The organism is Marinobacter psychrophilus (assembly GCF_001043175.1).
GTDB classification, from domain to species: Bacteria; Pseudomonadota; Gammaproteobacteria; order Pseudomonadales; family Oleiphilaceae; genus Marinobacter; species Marinobacter psychrophilus.
The window spans coordinates 133,897-154,461 of sequence record NZ_CP011494.1; the positions used below are offsets into that span (position 1 = coordinate 133,897).

The following is a 20,565-nucleotide window of genomic DNA, read 5'->3' on the forward strand; positions in this document are numbered from 1 at the left end:
TGTTAACGCGCCATGCGCCAGCAAACAATTAACACCGTGTAAGCAAAGTTGCTAAATTTTTGTACTTGTAAAGATACCAGAAACACCGTGTGAATTTTTTAAGCGACCCACTTTTATTCCAGGCGACTCACTTTGGCCATCAGTTTTCGCCATCCGATCGGCAGCGTGCGCTCCAGAGTGTTCAGCTTCGGATCTTTAGCATTTATGGCGTCAAGTGGCTGTCTACTGGCGTAAAGCACGGTGTTGTTGGTTTTGCTGCGGAACACTAGCAATACCGGAAAGTGTTTCCTCAGCTGGCGGAACCAGGCGTCGTTGGGAACGGGTGGGCGGTGGTAGTTCAGTGCCAGCCAGCCGTCATCTGTTAATACGCGGGCGCAGCTGTCCATAAAAACCCGTTGTGACTGGGCCGGGCTCATTCGATCGGCGTTGTACAGGTCAGCCAGGATCATATCGCTGCTGGCGTCAGGTAGTTGTTCCAGCGCAACGCGGGCGTCGGCGACGGTAACCTGCATGCGGTCGGTTTGCGGCAGGCTGAAGAATTCCCGGGCCACATCCACCACAATCTGTCGCAGTTCCACCACGTGTACGGTGCATTCGGGGTTGAGATGGTGGAACGCACTCGCCAACGCGCCTCCACCCAGGCCCAGAACAGTTACCCGGGCCGGCATATGGAAGGCGGCGGGCAGCATCATGGCGCGATTGTATTCGTGCACGGGCAGATGGGGTGTGCGGCGGTCTATTTTGCTTTGTTCAAAAATAGAGTTGAACGTCAAAACACGGTGTTTGCGTTCGTCGATAACCAGCACGCTGCCTAGGGCGTCGCGAACGTGGTGGATAATTTCTCCTTCATTAAACATAAGGATGACAACAATTCCATGCAGTAGTGGTTGATAAAAAAGGCATAGGCGATATGGTTGGCCTTTGTATCACAGATTCGCTGGAATTCTGCCACAATGGTGGTGAAAAACGTTGACGATCAATTGCTGACCAAAAGTGGTCAGGGCTAAGGAGGATTTGACGTGAAACTGACAGTGTCAGGAATTGAAGACGGTAACCCGGCACCAGAGAAGTTTGCCTTTGGCGTATTCAATGAAGACGATCACATGAGTTTTGGCGCTAATCGCAGCCCGGAAATGATCTGGGATCAAGTGCCGGAAGGCACGCGCAGCTTCGCCATTGTGATGTTTGATCCAGACGTGCCCAGCATCGCAGACGATGCCAATCAGGAAGGTAAAACCGTCTCCAAAGACATTCCGCGGGTCGACTTCTTCCATTGGCTGCTGGTCGATATTCCTGCCCGCATGCGCTGCCTGCCGGAAGGCGAAGACAGCGACGGCGTTATTCCAAAGGGCAAGGGGTCCGGCGGCGGCCCGGTGGGTGTGCGCGGTTTGAACAGCTTCACCCAGTTTCTGGCAGGCAATCCGGATATGGCCGGCACCTACTTTGGCTACGATGGGCCGTGCCCGCCCTGGAATGACGAGTTGCTGCACCATTACCACTACGAGGTACATGCACTAGATATAGAAACTCTGGGGCTTAGCGGAGAATTCGACGGCGCTAGCGTGCGTAATGCCATGAAAGGGCACGTATTGGCCAGCGCGCGAGTGATTGGTACCTATACTCTGAATCCGGATTTGCCCGAATGCCAAAGGTAAGTACTATGATCTTATTCTAAAAAGGAATAAATAAACGTGTGTTAATTCTTTTTTGAATAAGCCATAATGCCACTCTGTTAGAATTCTTGTGTGGAGTGGTATTATGGCCCGTTTTCTTGTTTCCTTCCTTATTCTGTTCAGCTCGCTGGCAACAGCCGCTGACCGCGATTTACCTCCGTTGGTTGATGCCGACTGGCTGCAACAGCAGCGCCAGCAGTCTGAACTGGTTATCGTCGATATCCGTTCCGGGATTGATAACGGCGGCGACCGCAGCACTTTTCGCAAAGCTCATATTCCTGGCTCGGTTTATAGCAGCTACACCGACGATGGCTGGCGTGAAAGCCGTGATGGCGTAACCGGTGTTATGCCACCGGTGTCCAGTCTGGAGCGCCTGATCAGCGGCTTGGGCATCAATAATGGCGATACGGTTGTATTGGTGCCAGCCGGAACCGGCCCCACCGACTTTGGCAGCGCTGCCCGGGTGTACTGGACGTTCAAGGTACTGGGCCACGATGCGGTGACCATTTTGAACGGCGGCTTCGCTGGCTGGAACGAGGCTGGATTTGAAGTGGCCAGTGGTGAAGGCGCCCAGCGTCCTTTCGGCGCTTTCAAAGGCGAGCTACAACCAAAGCTGCTGGCCACGCTTGAGGAAGTGGACGACGCCCGTCAGAATCAAGGCCAGCTGGTAGATGCTCGCCCGGCGGACTATTTTACCGGCAAGGAAAAATCATCGGCGGCCAAAGCTGCGGGCACCATTCCTGGTGCGATGAATCTTCCCCATCAGAACTTTCTCAGCCAGCAGGGTAAAGCCTGGTACCTGAACTCCGACATCATTGCTGGCCAGCTGCAAAGCACCAGTCTGGATCGCGACAAGCGCGCCATTGCCTTCTGCAACACCGCCCACTGGGCCGCTACCGACTGGTTTGTGCTGAGTGAACTGGCCGGATTTGACGAAGTGGCGCTGTATGACGGCTCCATGGCAGAGTGGTCTCAAGACAGCGATAGGCCGATGCAGGTGGAGAAGAAAGGTTTAGCGAAACTGCTCGACGTATTTAATTGATTCCGCGTGATGCTTTAGACAGCAAGAGAGAATGGCATGAGTGAAGTTGCTGCCCCCGCTTCAGCGATTCAATCGACCTGGCAGGTCGATCGTTTTGTTGTAGTAACAGCACTGGTCGGTTTTGCCCTTCTGGGTGGACTCATCTGGCTTGAAACCGCACCGTTCATGGTGGTGTTATTTGCGATTGGTACGGTGCTGGGTATTGCGCTGTACCACGGTGCGTTTGGTTTTACCGCCGGATGGCGCAACTTTGTTGTGCACAAGCGCGGCGCCGGCATGCGAGCTCAGCTGATGCTGTTTGGGGTAACTTCCATTGTGATGGTGCCGCTGCTTTACAGCGGTCAACCCGGTTTGATTGGTGCAGTAGCGCCAGTGGGTACTTCACTGGTGGTGGGTTCTTTCATGTTTGGTTTGGGCATGCAGCTGGGTGGTGGCTGTGGCTCCGGCACCTTGTTCACTGTAGGCGCGGGCAATCTGCGGATGATCATCACCCTGGTGTTCTTCATTATCGGTACGGTGCTGGGTTCTATTAACTTGCCTTGGTGGCTGGATCAGCCCGGGTTTGACCCGGTGCCGCTGGTCGCGAGTTTTGGCGTTACCGGCGCCATCGTGTTGCAGTTGGCCGGCTTGCTATTGATTGCTCGCTGGGTCAGTCGCATTGAGCGCAAAGCCCACGGCCAAGTGGCCAGCGATGAGCTGTTGTGGAAACAGAAAGGTCAGGGTTTTTGGCGCACACTGGTAACCGGCCGTTGGCCGTTCACTTGGGCCATTTTGATTCTGGCCGCTGGCAATATTCTTACCCTGGCCATCGGTGGGGCGCCCTGGAGCATCACCTTTGCGTTCAATGTATGGGGCGCTAAAGCACTGCAAGCCATCGGCGTCGACATGGGTCAGTTTGAGTTCTGGCAATGGGAATACCCGGCCATGGCTTTGAAAGATTCGCTGCTCACCAACATTCCATCGGTGATGAATTTTGGCTTGCTGTTAGGCGCCATGCTGGCCGCAGGGTTGGCTAATCGTTTCAACGAATCCAGTCGCAACAAGCTCCAAGGTCGCCCGTTTCTGGCGGCGGTGGTGGGTGGCCTGTTGCTGGGCTACGGCGCTCGCTTAGGTTTTGGCTGCAATATAGGTGCGCTTTTCTCAGGTATTGGTTCGGCCAGCCTGCACGCTTGGATATGGTTCGCTTGCGCGTTTGGTGGGTCTTACATTGGTATTCGCCTGCGGCCCTGGTTCCGCCTGCCGAACTGACAACGGGAGCACAGTTATGAATCCAGCTTACCGTAAAGGTCGTGTTCTGGCGTTGTTGGGTGCCATTTTGATACTGATTGTCATCGACCACCTGAATAGCCCGACGTTTGCGTTCAACTCAGGCCAGGGCAATGTGCAAACCGCGCTGTCGCAGAAAGACGACTCAGCCTGTGCGCCCTGTGGCGCGCCCTGCCCGTCTACCCGCGACTGACGTCAGTCTGCTCTCGTGGCGGGTCAGTAAGCGTCAACAATATAAGCCATATCGTCTTTAACGTCTTCAGATCCTAAGCAGAGAGGTTTCGCTCTGCTTGGGTGGCTTTTAAGTCCGGCCAGAATGGAATCGTAGCCAGCCACATGCTTGGCCAACTCCACACCGCCAGCCTCGGCATAGCGGGCAGATTGAATGATCGCTCAGTAACAAGTATCGTTAAAACTCAGTTGAAAATTCCTGAAAACGCTTCTCGCCTTCAACGTGGCCGGTAGAATACTCTAATGAACCGTTCACAATGGGCTTTCCGGCTCACTTTTCTGATCATAGTTGCACTCGTGATGGGGGCTATTTGGCTGCTTCTCCGTCAACTGGGCATGCCTGTTAGTCTGGCGCCAGAAGCGTTGGCTGAGTGGCTTGACCAGCAGGGTATGTCAGGACCAGTGTTGCTGATGCTGTTGATGATCCTCGCGGTGGTTGTTGGGCCGATTCCGACACTGCCTATCAGTGCTGCTTCAGGGCTCGTTTACGGAGTGTTCAGCGGAACCGCGATTGCAGCGTTGGGTGCCCTCGCCGGGTCTATTATTGCTTTTTATCTGGCGCGGGTACTGGGGCGTGAGGCGGTTCGGCGCAAACTGGGCGATAACCCGATATTTTCAGCCACCGGTTCCCAGCGTTTTCTGTTCATGGCGGTGACACTGACGCGCCTGATTCCGCTGTTTTCGTTCGCGCTGATCAGTTATGCCGCCGGTGTGACTGCAATTTCGTTTTGGCGTTATGCGCTCGCGACCACGCTTGGCATGCTGCCCATGACCTTCGTTTTTGCCGGACTTGGTCACAGCTTTGAGCTGAGCCCTTTGCTGACCGTGGTCGCTGCTGTGGTCATTCTGGTCGTCATGAGCACACTGCCGCTGTATCTCAGCCGGCGCCCCTACTCCCGGCTGTCTCGTTTTTTGCGTCTCGATACTCAGGCCTGAGGCTTTGAGCATCGCGTGTGTAACAGAGCGCCGTTGTGTTTATCTGTGGCCATTATTTTTCGGGGTTTCTGTAATTTTTATTAAAGTCATGTGTCCTGAAGACTCAAATTGTTGAATTTTCTGACCGAGCAAGGATCAACGACCGTGGAACCCATCTACTATGCCCTTTGTTGGCATTGTCATCGACGTTGCAAACACGGCTACGAAACCCGCTTCCACCCCCAGCGGCGTTCGAGCCAACATGGCGTGGTGGCAGTATCATGACCCGGAATCTGAACCAGGGGCAAAACGGACTGTTTCACGCCCTCGGCGTATCGGAAGCGGGCCTTGAAAAACGCCTTGCGGACACCGTCTGGCGCGGACAATCCCTGCGCTTCCTTCAGGACACCGGGTTAGCCCACGCCCATGTGCTTCTTGGCGATAGCGGCCAGTTACTGCGTATTCCCAAACAAAGCCAGGTGGGCCTGGATCCGGAACCGCATCTGGCCCACGAAGCAATCTGTTTTCAGGCGGCGGCGCCCTCTTTGGTAACGCCAGCACTGCATCAGGTGTTACCGGTCAGCCCGGCGCTGCCCCGGGGTGCTCTGGTGCTGGATTATGTGGACGGTGTGCCATTGGCGTTGCCTGAGCATGTGGCGTCTCTGAGCTTGTCATTGGCGAGAATACATTGTGTTGATGTGCCGCAAGCGAGCCACCAGCGCCTGAGCCTTCCTGAAGATCCATTGGTCAGCATGATTCAGGAAATTCGCAGCCAGGCGGAATTCCTGGCGCGCGCAGGGTTGTCCGCCGACGTTCAGGCACGGGTGCAGGGGCAGCTTGTGCTCGCCACCAGACTGGCCGGCCTGGATGAGCGACCGCCAGAAAGCCTGATCACCTTTGACGCCCACCCCGGCAACTTTCTGGTCGACAAACAAGGCGACGCCTGGATGGTGGATCTTGAAAAGTGTCGTATCAGCTACCCGGGCTTCGACCTGGCCCATAGTACCCTGTACACCTCGACCACCTGGGACATGAATTCTTACGCCGTTCTGGCGGTCGACGACATCGCCTATGCGTATCAGTCGTGGGAGCAGGCTTTTGGTGCCAGGGGCGCCGATCACCGCCCCTGGCATGTGCCGCTTCGCCGACTTATGTGGTTGTGGTCAACGACCTGGTGCGCAAAGTGGCTGGCACTGTCCAGTAACGCACCCGGGCCGGATGCCGGCCAAAACTGGTCCGAATCCAATAATGAAAATGCACTCAATGCCCATGTGCGGAATCGGGCGAAACATTACCTGGAACCAGCGGTCATTGACGCCATTGTATCTGAATTCGATGAGCTGGAACGGCTGCTGGCTTAGGCGGTGGCCTGCACGGTTTTTAACCAACTAACAACGACAAACAGAGGTCCTGATGAAGTCTACTTTACTGGCGTTATCCGTGAGCCTGGCGCTGCCGCTGGGAAGCCATGCTGCAGTATCCGATGAATGGCCGGCCATCGTTGAGCAGGCGCGCGGACAAACGGTCTATTTCAACGCCTGGGGCGGAGAATCGAACACCAATAACACCATCCGCTGGGCCGCGGGGCAGGTCGAGGAACGTTACGGTATCGACCTTGTCCACGTGAAACTGGGTGATACCGCCGAGGCCGTTTCACGGGTCGTTGCGGAAAAGCAGGGGGGTAACACCTCCGAAGGCGCTGTTGACCTGATTTGGATAAACGGCGAGAACTTCGCAACGCTTAAGGAAGCAGGCCTGCTGTTTGGCCCCTGGGTCGGGCAACTGCCGAACTTCAGCCTGACAGACCCCGAAAAAAACCCCGCAGTAACGACCGACTTTACCGTGCCGGTGGGGGGCATGGAGGCGCCCTGGGGCAAGGCGCAGGTGGTGTTCTATTACGACAAATCGCTGACGGACAACCCTCCGGGCTCGATGCCTGAGCTGCTTGAATGGGCGCAGGAAAATCCCGGTGAGTTTTCCTATCCCAAGCCGCCTCAGTATCTGGGCACCACGTTCCTGAAACAGGCTTTAATTGAACTGACAGGCGATGGAGACGCGCTGTATGGACCGGTTGCCGAGGCAGATTTCGAGGCGGTCACAGCGCCACTCTGGAATTTTCTGGATCAACTTCACCCACACCTTTGGCGGTCCGGCCGTAATTTTCCCGACAATGGTCCGGCCCTGCGTCGTCTGATGGGGGATGGCGAGCTCAGCCTGGCTTTCTCCTTCTGGCCCGCCGAGGTGCCAGCCGCCATCGCCAATAACGAGCTGCCGCCAACGGTGGAGAGCTATGTGCTGGACGGGGGCACCATCGGCAATGTCAGCTTTCTGGCCATACCCTTCAACGCCCAGCATAAGTCAGCCGCCATGGTGGTAGCGAATTTCCTGCTGTCTCCAGAAGCTCAGGCTTACGCGCAGCATCCGGACAACTGGGGCTTACTGACTGTATTGTCTATGGATCAACTGGACGCCGAACAGAAAGCCCTGTTCGAAGCATTGCCGTCGCCTAAGGGCGGAGTGACACCGGCAGAGCTCCAGCAGGTCGTGGAGGAACCTCATGCCAGCTGGGTTGAGGCCCTGGAAACCGCCTGGATTGAGCGATACAGCGGCAACTGACCCCATTTGATGATGATCTGAGCTTGCCAATGCTGCGCCTTGCACCCTGGATTATTGTTCTCAGTCTGGTCTTGCCGGTGGTAGGAGGCACCTTGTTTACTGTGCCACCGGCTTTTGGCTACCTGCCTGTACTTGGGGGCGATGACTGGTCGTTTCGTCCGTGGCTTGAGCTGGCGGCAACGCCCGGCATTCTGCGGTCGGTTGCCGTGAGTTTTGGTAGTGGCCTGTTGGCGACCGGCCTGGCGCTGATCATCGTCTTTCTGTTTCTGTCGACCATTGCCAATACCCGGTTTGATCGCTGGATCCAGCGGCTGGTTTCTCCCCTGTTGTCGATCCCCCATGCCGCCGCGGCGTTTGGGTTTGCTTTTCTGGTCGCGCCTTCCGGCTTGCTGCTGCGGTGGCTTTCCCCGTCATTGACCGGGTTTGAGCGACCACCGGATTGGCTGTTGCTGAATGATCCTTTCGGCATGTCGCTGATCAGCGGCCTGGTGTTCAAGGAAATTCCTTTCCTGCTGCTGGTCAGTCTGGCGGGTTTGCCCCAGCTCAATGCAGGTCAGCGAGTCATGCTGGCACGTTCTCTTGGTTACCTGCCTCGGGTTGCCTGGTTTAAAACGGTGGCTCCGGCACTTTATCCGCTGATCCGACTGCCAGTGTATGCGGTGCTGGCGTTTGCCACGTCCACGGTGGATGTGGCGATGATTCTGGGGCCCAATCTACCTTCCACCCTGAGTGTTCAGGTGGTGCAATGGTTCAATGATCCGGACCTTTCCCGCCGTTTTCTGGCCTCGGCTGGAGCGCTGCTTCAGCTTCTGGTGACCGTATCGACGTTGTCAGTTTGGTGGGGGTTGGAGAAACTGATTGGCACGGGCTTCAATGCTTGGATAGCCGGCGGCAACCGGCAACGATTTGACGGCACGTTATGGCTGGCCGGGCGCGGACTCATGTTGATTGCAACGCTGCTGCCGATGCTGGGACTGTTCGCCCTCGCGCTCAACTCCGTCGCCGGCTTCTGGCGTTTTCCCGACGCCTGGCCAGGGTCCATTACCCCGAGCCACTGGCTGCAGGCACTGCCGGATTTGGCCCGGCCGTTCTGGACGACCATGGTCATCGCGACGGCGGCATCCGCGCTGGCTGTGGCCATGGTGCTCGCTGCGCTGGAGCATGAGCAGCGCCGGAACCGACCGGCTCCCCGCGCACTCTGGCTGCTCTATCTACCCTTGCTGGTGCCGCAGGTGGGCTTTCTGTCCGGCATTACCGTGCTAAGCCAAATAGCGGGGCAGGCTCCGGCGCTCTGGGTGGTGGTCTGGGCACACCTGCTTTTCGTGTTGCCTTATGTGTATCTGACGCTGGTGGAACCCTACCGTCGCTTCGATTTCCGGTGGCTCATTCTGGGTCGATCATTGGGAATCTCGGTCAATCAGGCTTTCTGGCGCATTCGATTGCCGATGATGCTGAGGCCTGTGCTGACCGCGATGGCTCTGGGCGTGGCAATCAGCGTCAGCCTTTACCTGCCTACCCAAATGCTGGGGGGTGGGCGCATCGTCACGGTGACGACGGAGGCAGTGGCACTGTCATCGGGCGGGGATCGCCGCCTTATTGGGGTTTGGGCCATGGTGCAGGCCATCACACCTTTCATCGGCTTTCTGCTGGCACTTCTGATTCCGAGGTTATTATGGAAAGAACGTCGGGGCATGCAGGCCCTTTAGCTGAGGCTGGCTGCTTACAACTGCAAGACGTTGCCCTGGAGCTACATGGGCACCGTCTGCTTCATCTGAACGAAACCATCAGCCCCGGCGGAGTGCTGACCGTTATGGGCCCCTCCGGCTCTGGCAAGTCCACGCTGCTGGCCTGGATTGCCGGCTTCATGTCGCCAAGCTTTCACGCGACCGGCCGGGCCATTCTGGATGGTGAGGATATTACCGGCCGACCGGCAGAAAAGACCGGGGTTGGCCTGCTGTTCCAGGACCCGTTGCTGTTTCCGCATTTGTCCGTTGCCGGAAACGTAAGATTTGGCGCCCGGGTAGGAAAGGACGGCGTAGCCGAGCGGGTAGAAAACGCGCTTGCCAGTGTTGGCTTGGCGGGGTTCGGACACCGCGACCCTGAGACGCTTTCAGGTGGGCAGCGGGCGCGAGTCGCGCTGGTTCGGCTGATCCTTTCCCGACCCCGGGCAATCCTGTTAGATGAGCCGTTTTCTAAGCTGGATGCGCCCTTGCGGCGGGAATTGCGCGCTGTCGTTTTTGAGCACCTCCGGCAACAGAATGTGCCTGCAGTGCTGGTAACACACGATCAGGAAGACGCCGACGCGGCTGGCGGCCTTATTGTCACGATCGACTGACTTGTTGAGCTTTGCCATGCAGCAAGGACAATGCAACGAAGCCTGCAACGGCTAGTGGCCGGGTCAAGCCGTTACCTGTAATTTGCAATGAGACGATGTCCAAGATGGTCGAAAAAAAGGAGCGATCAATGAACAAAGTGTGCGTGATTATTGGTGTGGGACCCGGCAACGGTGAAGCATTGGCCCGCCGTTTCAGTGAGGGCGGCTTCTAGTTGGCGATGCTGGCGCGCAGCCGGGATTACCTCGAATCCCTGGCGGAATCCCTAGCGCAATCCCTTGCCCGGCAGTTGGGGCCGGAAAGAATTCATGTGGCCAACGTGGTGATTGACGGCGTGGTGGATTTGCCACGTACCCGCGAGTGGCTGCATGACAAAACGGATGATTTTTTCGTCAACCCATCTGCCGTGGCGGATACCATTTGGACCCTGTGTCACCAGGATCCTTCGGCCTGGACATAAGACCGTTCGGGGAAAACTGGTAACGGTGTCGAGATTGCAGTTTAAGGCTCAGTCCGAGGGCGACTGATCCTGAAAGAGTTGATGCGCCTCAGCGAGGGTGCTCATAACCATTTCCGCCGAGTCCATGGGGATCTCGCGGACCACCCTTTGGTCATAAGGCCGCAATGCTTGCACACTGTTGGTTGTGTTCACAGTTGGCATGTTTTCTCCTTAAGCATGACGTTGAGGATTTCGTGATTGAGTGAGTAATCCACGGGCAGTTCAATGACGTGAACCCCGGTAGACGTCAAGCAGGTGTCCAGAGTTTGTTGAAAGTGCTCATCGTTTTGTATCCGGTAGCCGTGAGCGCCGAAACTTTGGGCGTAAATAACAAAATCCGGGTTGGCGTAATCCAGGCCAAAATTGTCAAAACCCATGGCATGCTGTTTCCATTTAACCATGCCGTAGGCATTGTCGTTGACGATGATCACCACGAGATTAAGCTTCAGGCGAACAGCGGTTTCCAGCTCTTGTGAATTCATCATGAAACCGCCATCACCACAAACAGCCACGACTTGAGTATTGGGGTACAGTATCTTAGCCATCATGGCGCTGGACAAGCCCGCGCCCATAGTAGCCAGTGCATTATCCAGAAGCATGGTGTTGGGGAAATAACATTTGTAGTTGCGTGCAAACCATATTTTGTAAACGCCGTTATCCAGGCTAAGCACTGCGTCTTCCGCCAGGGTTTCTCGCAGCACATGTACTAAACGTTGCGGCAGCATCGGGAACCGGGTATCGAGAAAATACTTCGACAGATGCTGGTCTACTTCTGTTTTGATGGTTTTGAAAAAGGACAGGTCCCAATGGTTCTTGTTTTTAATCAGCTTCGCCAGTTGCTGCACGGAAAAAGCAATATCTCCCACCACGTTGAGTTGGGGGAAGTACACCGCGTCCACCTCGGCAGGTGAAAAATTCACATGAATGACTTGCTTGCCGCCATGCTCCATAAAAAATGGAGGCTTTTCCACTACATCATGGCCCACATTGATAATCAGATCCGCTCGGTCAATGGCGCAATGCAGGAAATCGTGGTCGGACAAGGCGGCTGATCCCAGGTAAAGGGGATGGCGTTCGTCGACAACACCTTTGCCCATTTGGGTCGTGAAAAACGGAATGCCGGTGGCCTCGACGAAAGCCGTCAATGCCTCGCTGACGCGTTTGCGGTTAGCACCCGCTCCGATCAACAGTAGAGGGCTTTTTGCCGCCTCGATCATGCTGGTTGCTTCGCGCAGTGCGTCTTTTGTGGCGTGGGGGCGGAGGTGACCAATCGGCGGGAAAACTGTCTCCGCACATTCCTCGTCGGCGATGTCCTCTGGTAATTCCAGGTGCACGGCCCCCGGCCTTTCTTCAATGGCCAGGCGAAATGACTCGCGCACCAGTGAGGCGATGGTGTTGCCATTGACAATCTGCTTGGTGGATTTGGTGACCGAGCGCATCAAATCCACCACATCGAGGATTTGAAAACGACCTTGCTTGCTTGTTTTGATCGGTTTTTGTCCGGTGATCATGAACATCGGCATGGCGCCCAATTGGGCGAAAGCCGCCGGCGTGATCAGATTGGTTGCGCCAGGCCCAAGGGTTACCAAGCAGACGCCGGGCTGACCGGTTAAACGGCCATAGGTGGCGGCCATGAAACCCGCGCCTTGTTCATGGCGGGTGAGAATCAAGCGGATGCTCGAGTTCTTTAATGAATTCAGTAAATCGAGATTTTCTTCGCCGGGAACGCCAAAAATGTACTGGACTCCCTCATTTTCCAACGCTTTTACGAATAAGTCAGATGCTTTCATCAGGTTTGCGCGAGATACCCCGTCCATTGGGTCGGGGAGGGATAGCACGTCGCCGTTAGGCGGCCCTGGTCTCGCTTTCTCCGTTTTGGTTGAGTGCTATCTTCGGTTGTTGATGATAGTCATACCGGTCGTTGCCATGTTCGCCTTCCCAACTGCCAAGAGAGAAGTAAACGTTAGTGTAACGGATCTGGTAAAAGTGGGCGCGTTGATGGATTGCGTCTTAAAGACGCACGGAAGCCTCGGCCTACTCCAGGTCCGGTTGCCATTTTATGCCCGGCATGAAGGCACCCGGATGACCCGATTTTTAAAGCGAGGATGAACAGTTTCAGAGCTTGATGTTAATAAAATTACTTTGCGCTCTTTTAATCCGCTCGCGCTCGTTCATTGCTCCGGGTCTGACCCTTTCCTCCCATCGCTTGCGTCCATGGTGTTCTGCAGAACGACGGAATAGCAGGAGCTGGCCTTCCCCGCTCAAAGTGCGACAACGGCCGTATCCGTCGATGCCGCAAAGCTGACCATGAGGGCCAGCAACAGTGCTTTGAGAACTGGTTGAAGGTTGTTGGAGATAGAGTGTCTCCGCTTTAGTTGAATAACGTGAGGGATCGCTGTCCCTCTGAGACAGACTAGACAGAACCGTCGTTGTTACACAAAGCGGGAAAAAATTTTAGATAACCGCACGTTGCTATCAAGCAAAGATCCGAAAACAGCTTTAGCTCGCTCATGGCGGGTTCGGCGGCATGGCGCATGGCAATGATGAGTTCATTGTCGCCTCGAATGCCAGGGAGCTGCGGGCGCTGGTGAATTTCGAGACTGGCGGTTTTATCAAGATGGTGGCCGAACGTGGCTCAGGACGGTTGTTTGGGGTCCAGGTGGTCACCGGCGAGGGGAGTGAACTGATCCATACGGCGGTGATGGCATTGCGGGCGCGAAATCTCATGATATCCGTACCCATAATGACCGTGGTGGCTGTGGCAGGTTTCAACATACACACAGGCTCTAATCTTGGCCTGATTCCCTCTGCGGAAGCCGCGTAGGGAGAGGCTGAAGGGGATGCAAAGGGCGAAGCTGAAGCCGAGGGAGAAAGCGTATCAGCGAGCCTCAAGAAAGCCGTGCGCCGCCCCGAAGGTTACACACCCTTACAGGGTGATGTTGCGGAACTGAGAACCTTGGGTGAAAAGCTGTTCAACGACAATAGCCTGTCCTCCAATGGTTTGTCCTGTGCCACCGGTCATATCAACGGCATGGTCTACCTGGACACTTTCAAGACTCAGTGCCCGCATTTTGTTGCCATGGGCAAGCGGGACTTCGGTATGGACATGGTGCACCTGGATGAGATGGCCCAGATATGCATGGTGGCACCGATGGCCGCCGAGCCTCTTGAATGGGACTCCAAGGAGTTGGCAGCATTGACCGAATACACTCGACAGGAGCAGCAGAAGTATATCGACAAGCCGTAGCGTTGTTTTGCATCGACAATTCCACTGTCGACCTTGGATGGGGCCACATGCTCCATCCTTTTTTTGGATGGCAAAGGATTCCAGAAGCAGGTTCTGATTGTTTGCAGCCTCGGGGTTAACCGTCCTCCCAGGCGATGGCCCGGTAATCGAATTCGCCTTCAATGGTGGGTTTTATAATCCGGAAATAGGGTGAAGCATCAAAGTCCCTCGGGGTGAACAAGGAATGATGCCTCACCCGGAAACGTTCATGCACGCAATCGGCACAGTCAGGATCGTTGGCGGAAAGTGTTTTCACCACCGGCAGAATCGGATAGCGCAGCTGCTGGAATCCTTCGGCAATGAACGTTGAACAGATCGCCCGGGTGGGATCGCCGCTTCCGAACGCCAGCAGTTTGTGTCTGTAGCGGGTTGGCACCGGAGGCGTTGACCAAAGGTAGCGGGCCAGATCAAACACGTTTTTCATATCGTACTGATGGCCGAGTCTGCTGAAAGCGTATTCAGCAAGCGTTCGAAGGTCCTTGTCGCTTAACCCGACCGGGCGGCAAATACGGGTGTGGGCGTGACGATAATAGCAAAGTGGCAGCGGACGGATACCGTGTTCAAGGTCCGCCTCAACGAGCACGTGAGCTTCACCATCGTCCGATACTCCAAGTCCGGCATCCGGTCCAAGGTAAAGCGCAGCGTGAGACCAGGTGGACTGAGTCAGGTACTTGATGGCAACGCTGATCCGCGTGTTGCCCTCTACCAGCAGAACGTCTCCGGGTTGGAGAGTATTCACCATCGCGCCCCAGGTGGACGTTCTGATGGAGTGCCGGGAGATTTCCTTCGAAAGGTAAGCGGTCAGGCGCCTCGAAAGCCAATTCAGTAGCATGCAGTACCCCGGTTGTTTGTCTTTGTTTATAGTGATAACACAGACAAACAACCGCGAATACTGTTACAGCACCAACGGATCGTGCCTAGTCGGTGGCTGGAACGAGTTGCCGTGAAAGTGTCAGCGTGTCGTACTCACGTAAAAGGAACAGCGCAGGGCGGGCGGGTGGCATTGGCCAGGCAGAAAAGAACATGAGGTTATCGAAGGGCTGGAGGTATTTGCCGAGGCTTCCCAACCGATAGAACACGGCAAAGGCTTCCGCCTCGTGTTCGGTCTGGACCATTTTTTCCAGAGTCCAGACCAGGAACACGATAAATACACCGAGTCTGAGCAGTAAAAAGGCGAGGGGTAACCGCGTGGGACTACTCTATCCGTTGGTTTTTGAATGGTGGTTCCAGAGACCAGAGTGTTACTCGATGACCTCGCTGACCTGAACCGTCGGTTGTACGTTGGTAAAATTCGGGATATCCCCCAGGATCTCTTTGGCGTGGGGCCCGAACGCCGCCTCGAAGTCACTGGGGGAATCAAAATACAGGTGCCCCATGGCGATGTAGGTGGGCGCCTCTCCCGGCGTGCCTCCTGCAAGGCCTGATTCGATAGCTGTTCGCTTGCACGCGCCCCCCAGTCTTTCGCGAACCAGCGCCATATGAGTGTCACGGTAATAGGCAATGTCGAACGTACTATCTTCAGCTTTTGGGTAGAGTACGCTGACTTTTATCATTATTGGGGTCTCGCTTTTTGAAGTTCGGATGTAAGGCTTTACAGTGAATCGTATCCAGAGCCTATGGCCAATGGCACTTTAGAACGAATTTTGAACAATCACTCATGATTCCCATCACGGGGTTTTCGTGTCTTGAGCGCTTTGGCTACCTGTTCATCAATCCGACGTATGAATTCCTCGTCCGGCTTGCTGGAGGAGTGCGCCTTTATAAGATCGGTGCTGACACGAAGGTTACCGATAAACGAGCGGCAGTGCTTGCACATCATCAGATGCATTTTCACAGACAGATTCCGTCGGCCGGTCAGCTCATCATCGATGTAATCACTGGCGATTTCGGCCAGGTCCCTGCACATTAACATTCGCCCGTCTCCTGGAAGGCTTCCACCATGAGAAAGATTTTCTGCCTGGCACGGTGTAAAAGGACACGAAAGTTAGAGGCACTGACATCCAGAATGTTACAGACGTCCTCGGATTTGTGTTGGTGGGCTTCGTACAGCATCAGGGCTGAGCGCTGGGTTTCTGGGAGCGCGGACAGGTGTTTGTCCAGGCAATCGCTGAGCGCGTCATTCTCCATTAAGGTATCTGCCGACTCATGGAACTTGAGTGATGGCGGCAGGTTCCAGTGGCCTGCTGCATTGAAGCGGTTGGCAAGCTCCGGTTCCAGGCTTTCAGAAAAATCAATCGCTACTTCCCGCTTGCTGGATCGGAGCTTGTTCTTGCAGCGGTTTGCGACAATTCGGTGCAACCAGGTTTTCAGGCCTGAGCGGCCTTCAAATTTGTGAATGGCATCGATCACCGTCACCCAGCAATCCTGAACAATCTCTTCAGCACTGGAATAATCGAGGTAAAACCGGGCGACGGCCAACATACCTGGGGAATATTCCCGAACGGCTTTTTTGTAGGCAGATGAATCGCCTCTTTTCAGGTCTTCGATCAGCGAGCATTGGGAGTCCGGATGCACTGCGGTGTTCATGGGATTCCGTTCCTTATCAGGCTGGGTTTGGTCGTTATGTTTGTGTAGTGTTTCGGATTAAGGGAAAGTTTCAGTATTCTGGAACGAACGTTCAAAAAATCTTAGTTCAATCGCTATGTAACATCCAGTCGGTGACCGTGTCTTAGCGTGAACAGCGTATTGGTTGATACCTCTTAAAGGGCATGGATATGACGCGTAGCAAGCTTTTACTTATTTTAGTGATCGCCGTGATTGTTGGTTTTTTTCTCGGCTTCGATGGGCACAAGCTGCTGACTCTGGAGAACCTTCAGGCGAATCAAGGTGCCCTGGCACAATGGATTGACCAGAACCTCCTGACAGCCGTTGTCGGTTATGCCGTAATTTATGTGGTGGTCACAGCTCTGTCCTTGCCGGGGGCGACCATCATGACTCTGGCCGGCGGTGCCTTTTTCGGTAACTTGTATGGCTTGGCGGCGGTTTCCATTGCCTCAACGCTGGGGGCTTCCCTGGCGTTTTTGGTGGCGAGATTTCTCATGCGTGACACCCTAAGGGCGCGCTATCGGGAAACCATCGCCAAAATGGACCGTGGCATCAAAAAGGATGGCGCGTTCTATCTGGCAACCCTTCGTCTTGTGCCGGTGTTCCCATTCTTTCTAATTAACCTGGCGATGGGCCTCACAGGGATGAAGCTGCGGATCTACGCTTTGGTCAGCTGGGTTGCGATGTTGCCGGGCACGTTTGTTTTTGTGAATGCCGGCACTCAGTTGGGTCAAATTCAGTCCACTGGCGACATAGTCTCTGCGGATTTGCTGCTGTCTTTTGCCTTGCTCGGGCTTTTCCCGCTGATTGCAAAATTTGTGGTTGGCTTTCTCCGTCGTCGCAAGGTTTATGCCGGTTGGAAGAAGCCGGCAAAGTTTGACTACAATTTGCTGGTGATTGGCGGCGGTTCTGCCGGCCTGGTATCGGCTTATATTGCTGCGGCGGTGAAAGCCAAAGTGGGTTTGATAGAAAAACACAAAATGGGTGGTGACTGCCTGAATACCGGTTGTGTGCCCTCCAAAGCGCTGATTCGCAGTGCTAAAGCCGCCGACACCCTGCGCCACGCCAATCGGTATGGCCTGGAATCAGTGCCGGTGAAAGGCTCGTTTAAAGCCATTATGGAACGGGTGCAGCAAGCCATAAAAACCATTGAACCACACGATTCGCCGGAGCGTTACCGTTCGCTGGGCGTAGATGTAATGCTTGGCAGCGCCCGCTTCATTAGCCCTTGGGAACTGGAAGTACAACATAACGATGGCCGCAGCGAGCGGCTGACGGCGCGCAGTATTGTTATCGCCACTGGCGGTAAGCCGGCAGTGCCGAATATACCCGGGCTGGCGGACATGAACCCGCTGCATTCCGACAATCTATGGCAGCTGGAACAACAACCGCAGAGGTTGCTGGTCTTGGGTGGTGGGCCCATTGGCTCCGAACTGGCCCATGCTTTTGCGCGCCTGGGCTCGCAGGTTGTGCTGGTACAACACGGCGATCAAATTCTGGCCAAGGAAGACGCCGACGTTGCTGAGCTGGTGCTGGAGCAATTCCGCGCCGACGCTATAGATGTGCGCTTGAACCATACTGCGGCCGAATTCTGTCTCGAAAATGGCGAAAAAGTCGCTTACTGTGACCACCAGGGTGATCGCGTGCGCATTGCTTTTGACGAGGTGTTGGTCGCCGTAGGGCGAGCCGCGAATACCGAAGGCCTGAACCTGGAAGCGTTGGGTATCGAGCCCCAAAAAAATGGCACGCTGCCCACTGAAGATGATTTAAGCGTGCGCTTTCCCAACATTTTTGCTTGCGGCGATGTAGCCGGGCCCTATCAATTTACCCACGCAGCTTCCCATCAGGCCTGGTACGCGGCGGTAAATGGCCTGTTTGGATCGTTTAAGCGCTTCAAGGTGGATTATAGAGTGATGCCTTGGGTTACTTTTACCGCGCCGGAAGTGGCTCGGGTGGGTTTGAGCGAAGCGGAAGCCAAGGCGCAGAAGATCGACTATCAGCTTACCCGTTATGATCTGGGCGGCCTGGATCGTGCCATTACCGAAAGCGAAAACGTCGGGTTTATAAAAGTGTTAACGCCACCCGGCAAAGACAAAATCCTCGGCGTGGTGGTGGTGGGTTCCCATGCCGGCGAAATTCTGGCGGAATTCACTCTGGCGATGAAGCACGGCCTGGGATTAAATAAAATTCTTGGCACAATTCATCCGTACCCGACCTGGAATGAAGCGGCCAAAGCTACTGCGGGCCAGTGGAAGCGGGCCAATGCGCCCCAGCGTTTGCTGGCTGTGGTGGAAAAGATTCACAGTTGGCGTCGCGGTTGAGACGCGTCCGGCGTCAGCGCCGGTCTGATTACTGCTGTTTGTCAGCTGTCCTGATGCTGTCTGACTGCTAAATATAACGTGTGTCGAAATTTTTAATTATGGAGCCTTTATGCCGCCGACCCTAGCCAGTACGCCCATTAAGGCTTCCCGTACACGCATTCCGCTGGTGGAAGTTCTGGAGCCTCGCGCAACCGACAGCTGGACGCACACCCGCAACGGCGACCCTCGTGGGTATATGGATGCGGATACTTTAAAAGAGCTGTGGATTCACACTGGTACTGCCTGCAACCTGGCGTGCCCATTCTGTCTGGAAGGCAGCCATCCTGGTGATGGCCGCATCCCCGGTATGAAGCTGAGCGATGTGAAGCCGTTTATCCAGGAAGCTATGGGTATGGGCGTGGAGCAGTTTTCCTTCACTGGTGGCGAGCCGTTTGTGATTCGGGATTTTGTGAATATCCTGAATTATGCCAGCCAGCACCGGCGATGTTTTGTGTTGACCAACGCCACCGAGCCGCTGTTGAAACGCAGGCATCAAGTGCTGCCGCTGCTGAACAATCCCTATCCCATTCACTTCCGCGTTAGCCTGGATTTCCCCGATCGCACCCGCCATGACAAAGACCGCGGTGAAGGCAGTTTTGATCAGGCATTAGAGGGTGTGCACTGGCTGGTTGAGCAAGGTTTTAAGGTGTCTATTGCGCGCCAGACCGATGTCAACGAAGTGGCGGCCGAGGTGGAAGCTGCGTTCCGCGAGATCTTCCGCGAATGGGGCATTCCTGAAACCCTGGCGTTTACCGCGTTTCCAGACCTGGGTACGCCGGGCTCGGAAGATGGTAGTCCGGAGATTACTGAAAGCTGCATGGAGAAATACCCCACCAGTGATAGCCGCGCGCACTTTATGTGCGCGTATACGCGGATGTTGGTGAAGAAGGGTGACGATGTGCGGGTTTATGCCTGTACGTTGGTGGATGATGATCCGCAGTACGATTTGGGTGGCTCGCTGACTCAGAGCATGGATGAGCGCGTTATGTTGCGCCATCATCGGTGCTTTTCTTGTTATCGCTATGGGGCCAGTTGTTCGGCGCCTGCTTAGGTTTTTTTGGGTGTTTGGGCTTGGTCATTCTGGCATTGGAGTTAACGGTCTGGGCGGCGGGGCTTTCTTTCCTGGGAAAAGAACTCGCTGCGCTCTGACACCTTTTCCGGGTGGAAAGAAAGCCCCACCACCCAGACCTGATGGCGCTTTGTGTTTGCGTCTTGGATTAGCACTCCGCGTGTTGGTCGTTGGAAGTATTGTTTGGCGCCGTTCAGTCGGGAGGAACATTTACGCGTAGAGATCTCTGACACCGTTGGTGGGATCGCCTTCGGTGAGCATCTCGGTCAGGCGTTTTCGCTCGTTTTCATTGGGCAGGACACCGGTTATTTCTGCTTCAAGAACGGTGACTCCGTCACCATTGATGACGTTGATTTCTGCCTTCGCGCGTTCTTGTTCGTCGATTTTGCTGATGACCCAGTCGCAGGTCAATGTTTCACCGGCATAGACAGGTCGTTTGAATTTGAATGTCATGCCTGATGCCAGCCAGCCTATTTGACCGCCGATTTCGGTGATGAGACTTGCTGTCAGGAGGCCGTGAGCAATAGGTTCGCGCATACCTTTGATCGTCGCAAAATGGCTGTCGCAATGGACCGGGTTGTAGTCTCGGGAAATCGCCGCGAAGGATGCGATGTCTTCAGGGCTAAAACAGCGGGTTATGGTAAAGCGATCGCCGGCACTTAGCCCTTCGGCAGCGCGCTGGCGGATGTTTGTGATGAGTACCTGGGGCTTGTCTGGCATGATCTGTTTTC

22 protein-coding genes and 1 pseudogene are annotated in these 20,565 nt (G+C 55.2%); 14 read left to right on the plus strand and 9 right to left on the minus strand.

Annotation, left to right across the window (positions count from 1 at the left end; genetic code table 11):
• Positions 1-113 precede the first annotated feature (113 nt).
• Positions 114-857: a spermidine synthase gene (locus ABA45_RS00550; protein ID WP_048383591.1), complete on the minus strand. Its 744-nt coding sequence runs from the start codon at positions 855-857 to the stop codon at positions 114-116.
• 162 nt (positions 858-1,019) lie between these two features.
• Between ABA45_RS00550 and ABA45_RS00555 the strand changes: the two genes are divergently transcribed.
• The 10 genes from ABA45_RS00555 to ABA45_RS00600 all read left to right on the plus strand — a co-directional run bounded on the left by ABA45_RS00555 (position 1,020) and on the right by ABA45_RS00600 (position 10,536).
• Positions 1,020-1,655, plus strand: a complete 636-nt coding sequence (locus ABA45_RS00555; RefSeq protein WP_048383592.1) for a YbhB/YbcL family Raf kinase inhibitor-like protein — start codon at positions 1,020-1,022, stop codon at positions 1,653-1,655.
• A gap of 103 nt (positions 1,656-1,758) precedes the next feature.
• Complete coding sequence (locus tag ABA45_RS00560) at positions 1,759-2,715, plus strand: sulfurtransferase (RefSeq protein WP_048383595.1); 957 nt, start codon at positions 1,759-1,761, stop codon at positions 2,713-2,715.
• 36 nt (positions 2,716-2,751) lie between these two features.
• The gene (locus ABA45_RS00565; protein ID WP_048383598.1) at positions 2,752-3,963 is read left to right on the plus strand and encodes a YeeE/YedE family protein; all 1,212 of its coding nucleotides are present in this window, start codon (positions 2,752-2,754) and stop codon (positions 3,961-3,963) included.
• A 16-nt stretch (positions 3,964-3,979) separates the two neighbouring features.
• Entirely contained in the window at positions 3,980-4,174 is a 195-nt protein-coding gene (locus tag ABA45_RS00570; RefSeq protein WP_007349268.1) for a hypothetical protein, read from the plus strand.
• Between the two features lie 281 nt (positions 4,175-4,455).
• A complete protein-coding gene (locus ABA45_RS00575; RefSeq protein ID WP_048383601.1) occupies positions 4,456-5,148 on the plus strand; it encodes a TVP38/TMEM64 family protein in 693 nt (230 codons plus the stop codon).
• Between the two features lie 260 nt (positions 5,149-5,408).
• Entirely contained in the window at positions 5,409-6,488 is a 1,080-nt protein-coding gene (locus tag ABA45_RS00580; RefSeq protein WP_048383603.1) for a phosphotransferase, read from the plus strand.
• A gap of 52 nt (positions 6,489-6,540) precedes the next feature.
• On the plus strand, positions 6,541-7,743 hold the full coding sequence (locus tag ABA45_RS00585) for an ABC transporter substrate-binding protein (protein WP_048383605.1): 1,203 nt from the start codon (positions 6,541-6,543) through the stop codon (positions 7,741-7,743).
• Between the two features lie 29 nt (positions 7,744-7,772).
• Positions 7,773-9,449: an ABC transporter permease gene (locus ABA45_RS00590; RefSeq protein WP_048383607.1), complete on the plus strand. Its 1,677-nt coding sequence runs from the start codon at positions 7,773-7,775 to the stop codon at positions 9,447-9,449.
• A complete protein-coding gene (locus ABA45_RS00595) occupies positions 9,416-10,078 on the plus strand; it encodes an ATP-binding cassette domain-containing protein (protein WP_048383609.1) in 663 nt (220 codons plus the stop codon). The genes ABA45_RS00590 and ABA45_RS00595 overlap by 34 nt, the downstream gene beginning before the upstream one ends.
• Before the next feature lie 212 nt (positions 10,079-10,290).
• Complete coding sequence (locus ABA45_RS00600; protein ID WP_053076093.1) at positions 10,291-10,536, plus strand: Rossmann-fold NAD(P)-binding domain-containing protein; 246 nt, start codon at positions 10,291-10,293, stop codon at positions 10,534-10,536.
• Positions 10,537-10,584: 48 nt separating this feature from the next.
• Here the strand turns inward: ABA45_RS00600 and ABA45_RS19015 are convergent, their stop codons facing one another.
• Together ABA45_RS19015 and ABA45_RS00605 are read right to left on the minus strand one after the other, a co-directional pair.
• Positions 10,585-10,737: a hypothetical protein gene (locus ABA45_RS19015; RefSeq protein ID WP_198147016.1), complete on the minus strand. Its 153-nt coding sequence runs from the start codon at positions 10,735-10,737 to the stop codon at positions 10,585-10,587.
• Complete coding sequence (locus ABA45_RS00605) at positions 10,725-12,365, minus strand: acetolactate synthase large subunit (RefSeq protein ID WP_048388531.1); 1,641 nt, start codon at positions 12,363-12,365, stop codon at positions 10,725-10,727. Before ABA45_RS00605 ends, ABA45_RS19015 begins: the two co-directional genes overlap by 13 nt.
• 788 nt (positions 12,366-13,153) lie before the next feature.
• Here ABA45_RS00605 and ABA45_RS19165 point away from each other — a divergent pair.
• A pseudogene (locus tag ABA45_RS19165) lies at positions 13,154-13,294 on the plus strand (mercury(II) reductase); the annotation flags it as partial.
• Positions 13,295-13,474: 180 nt separating this feature from the next.
• The gene (locus ABA45_RS18815) at positions 13,475-13,822 is read left to right on the plus strand and encodes a hypothetical protein (protein ID WP_157035508.1); all 348 of its coding nucleotides are present in this window, start codon (positions 13,475-13,477) and stop codon (positions 13,820-13,822) included.
• A 115-nt stretch (positions 13,823-13,937) separates the two neighbouring features.
• Here ABA45_RS18815 and ABA45_RS00615 read toward each other — a convergent pair whose 3' ends face one another.
• The 5 genes from ABA45_RS00615 to ABA45_RS00635 form a co-directional block, all read right to left on the minus strand.
• Positions 13,938-14,693 carry a YiiX/YebB-like N1pC/P60 family cysteine hydrolase gene (locus ABA45_RS00615; protein ID WP_048383612.1) on the minus strand — a complete coding sequence of 252 codons (756 nt, stop codon included), beginning with the start codon at positions 14,691-14,693 and terminating at the stop codon, positions 13,938-13,940.
• A gap of 85 nt (positions 14,694-14,778) precedes the next feature.
• On the minus strand, positions 14,779-15,003 hold the full coding sequence (locus ABA45_RS00620) for a hypothetical protein (RefSeq protein ID WP_227506090.1): 225 nt from the start codon (positions 15,001-15,003) through the stop codon (positions 14,779-14,781).
• A 99-nt stretch (positions 15,004-15,102) separates the two neighbouring features.
• Entirely contained in the window at positions 15,103-15,414 is a 312-nt protein-coding gene (locus ABA45_RS00625; protein WP_048383616.1) for an EthD family reductase, read from the minus strand.
• Positions 15,415-15,512: 98 nt separating this feature from the next.
• Positions 15,513-15,773, minus strand: coding sequence for a zf-HC2 domain-containing protein (locus ABA45_RS00630; protein WP_048383618.1), 261 nt, complete (start codon positions 15,771-15,773; stop codon positions 15,513-15,515).
• Positions 15,767-16,387, minus strand: coding sequence for an RNA polymerase sigma factor (locus ABA45_RS00635; protein ID WP_048383620.1), 621 nt, complete (start codon positions 16,385-16,387; stop codon positions 15,767-15,769). Before ABA45_RS00635 ends, ABA45_RS00630 begins: the two co-directional genes overlap by 7 nt.
• Positions 16,388-16,575: 188 nt before the next feature.
• Between ABA45_RS00635 and ABA45_RS00640 the strand changes: the two genes are divergently transcribed.
• Positions 16,576-18,726 carry an FAD-dependent oxidoreductase gene (locus tag ABA45_RS00640; protein ID WP_048383622.1) on the plus strand — a complete coding sequence of 717 codons (2,151 nt, stop codon included), beginning with the start codon at positions 16,576-16,578 and terminating at the stop codon, positions 18,724-18,726.
• A gap of 109 nt (positions 18,727-18,835) precedes the next feature.
• Positions 18,836-19,816 carry a radical SAM protein gene (locus ABA45_RS00645; protein ID WP_048383624.1) on the plus strand — a complete coding sequence of 327 codons (981 nt, stop codon included), beginning with the start codon at positions 18,836-18,838 and terminating at the stop codon, positions 19,814-19,816.
• Between the two features lie 228 nt (positions 19,817-20,044).
• On the opposite strand, the gene ABA45_RS00650 is transcribed toward ABA45_RS00645, so the two are convergent.
• Positions 20,045-20,554 (minus strand): MaoC family dehydratase, encoded by a 510-nt coding sequence (locus ABA45_RS00650; protein WP_048383626.1) that lies wholly within the window; start codon positions 20,552-20,554, stop codon positions 20,045-20,047.
• Positions 20,555-20,565: the final 11 nt, after the last annotated feature.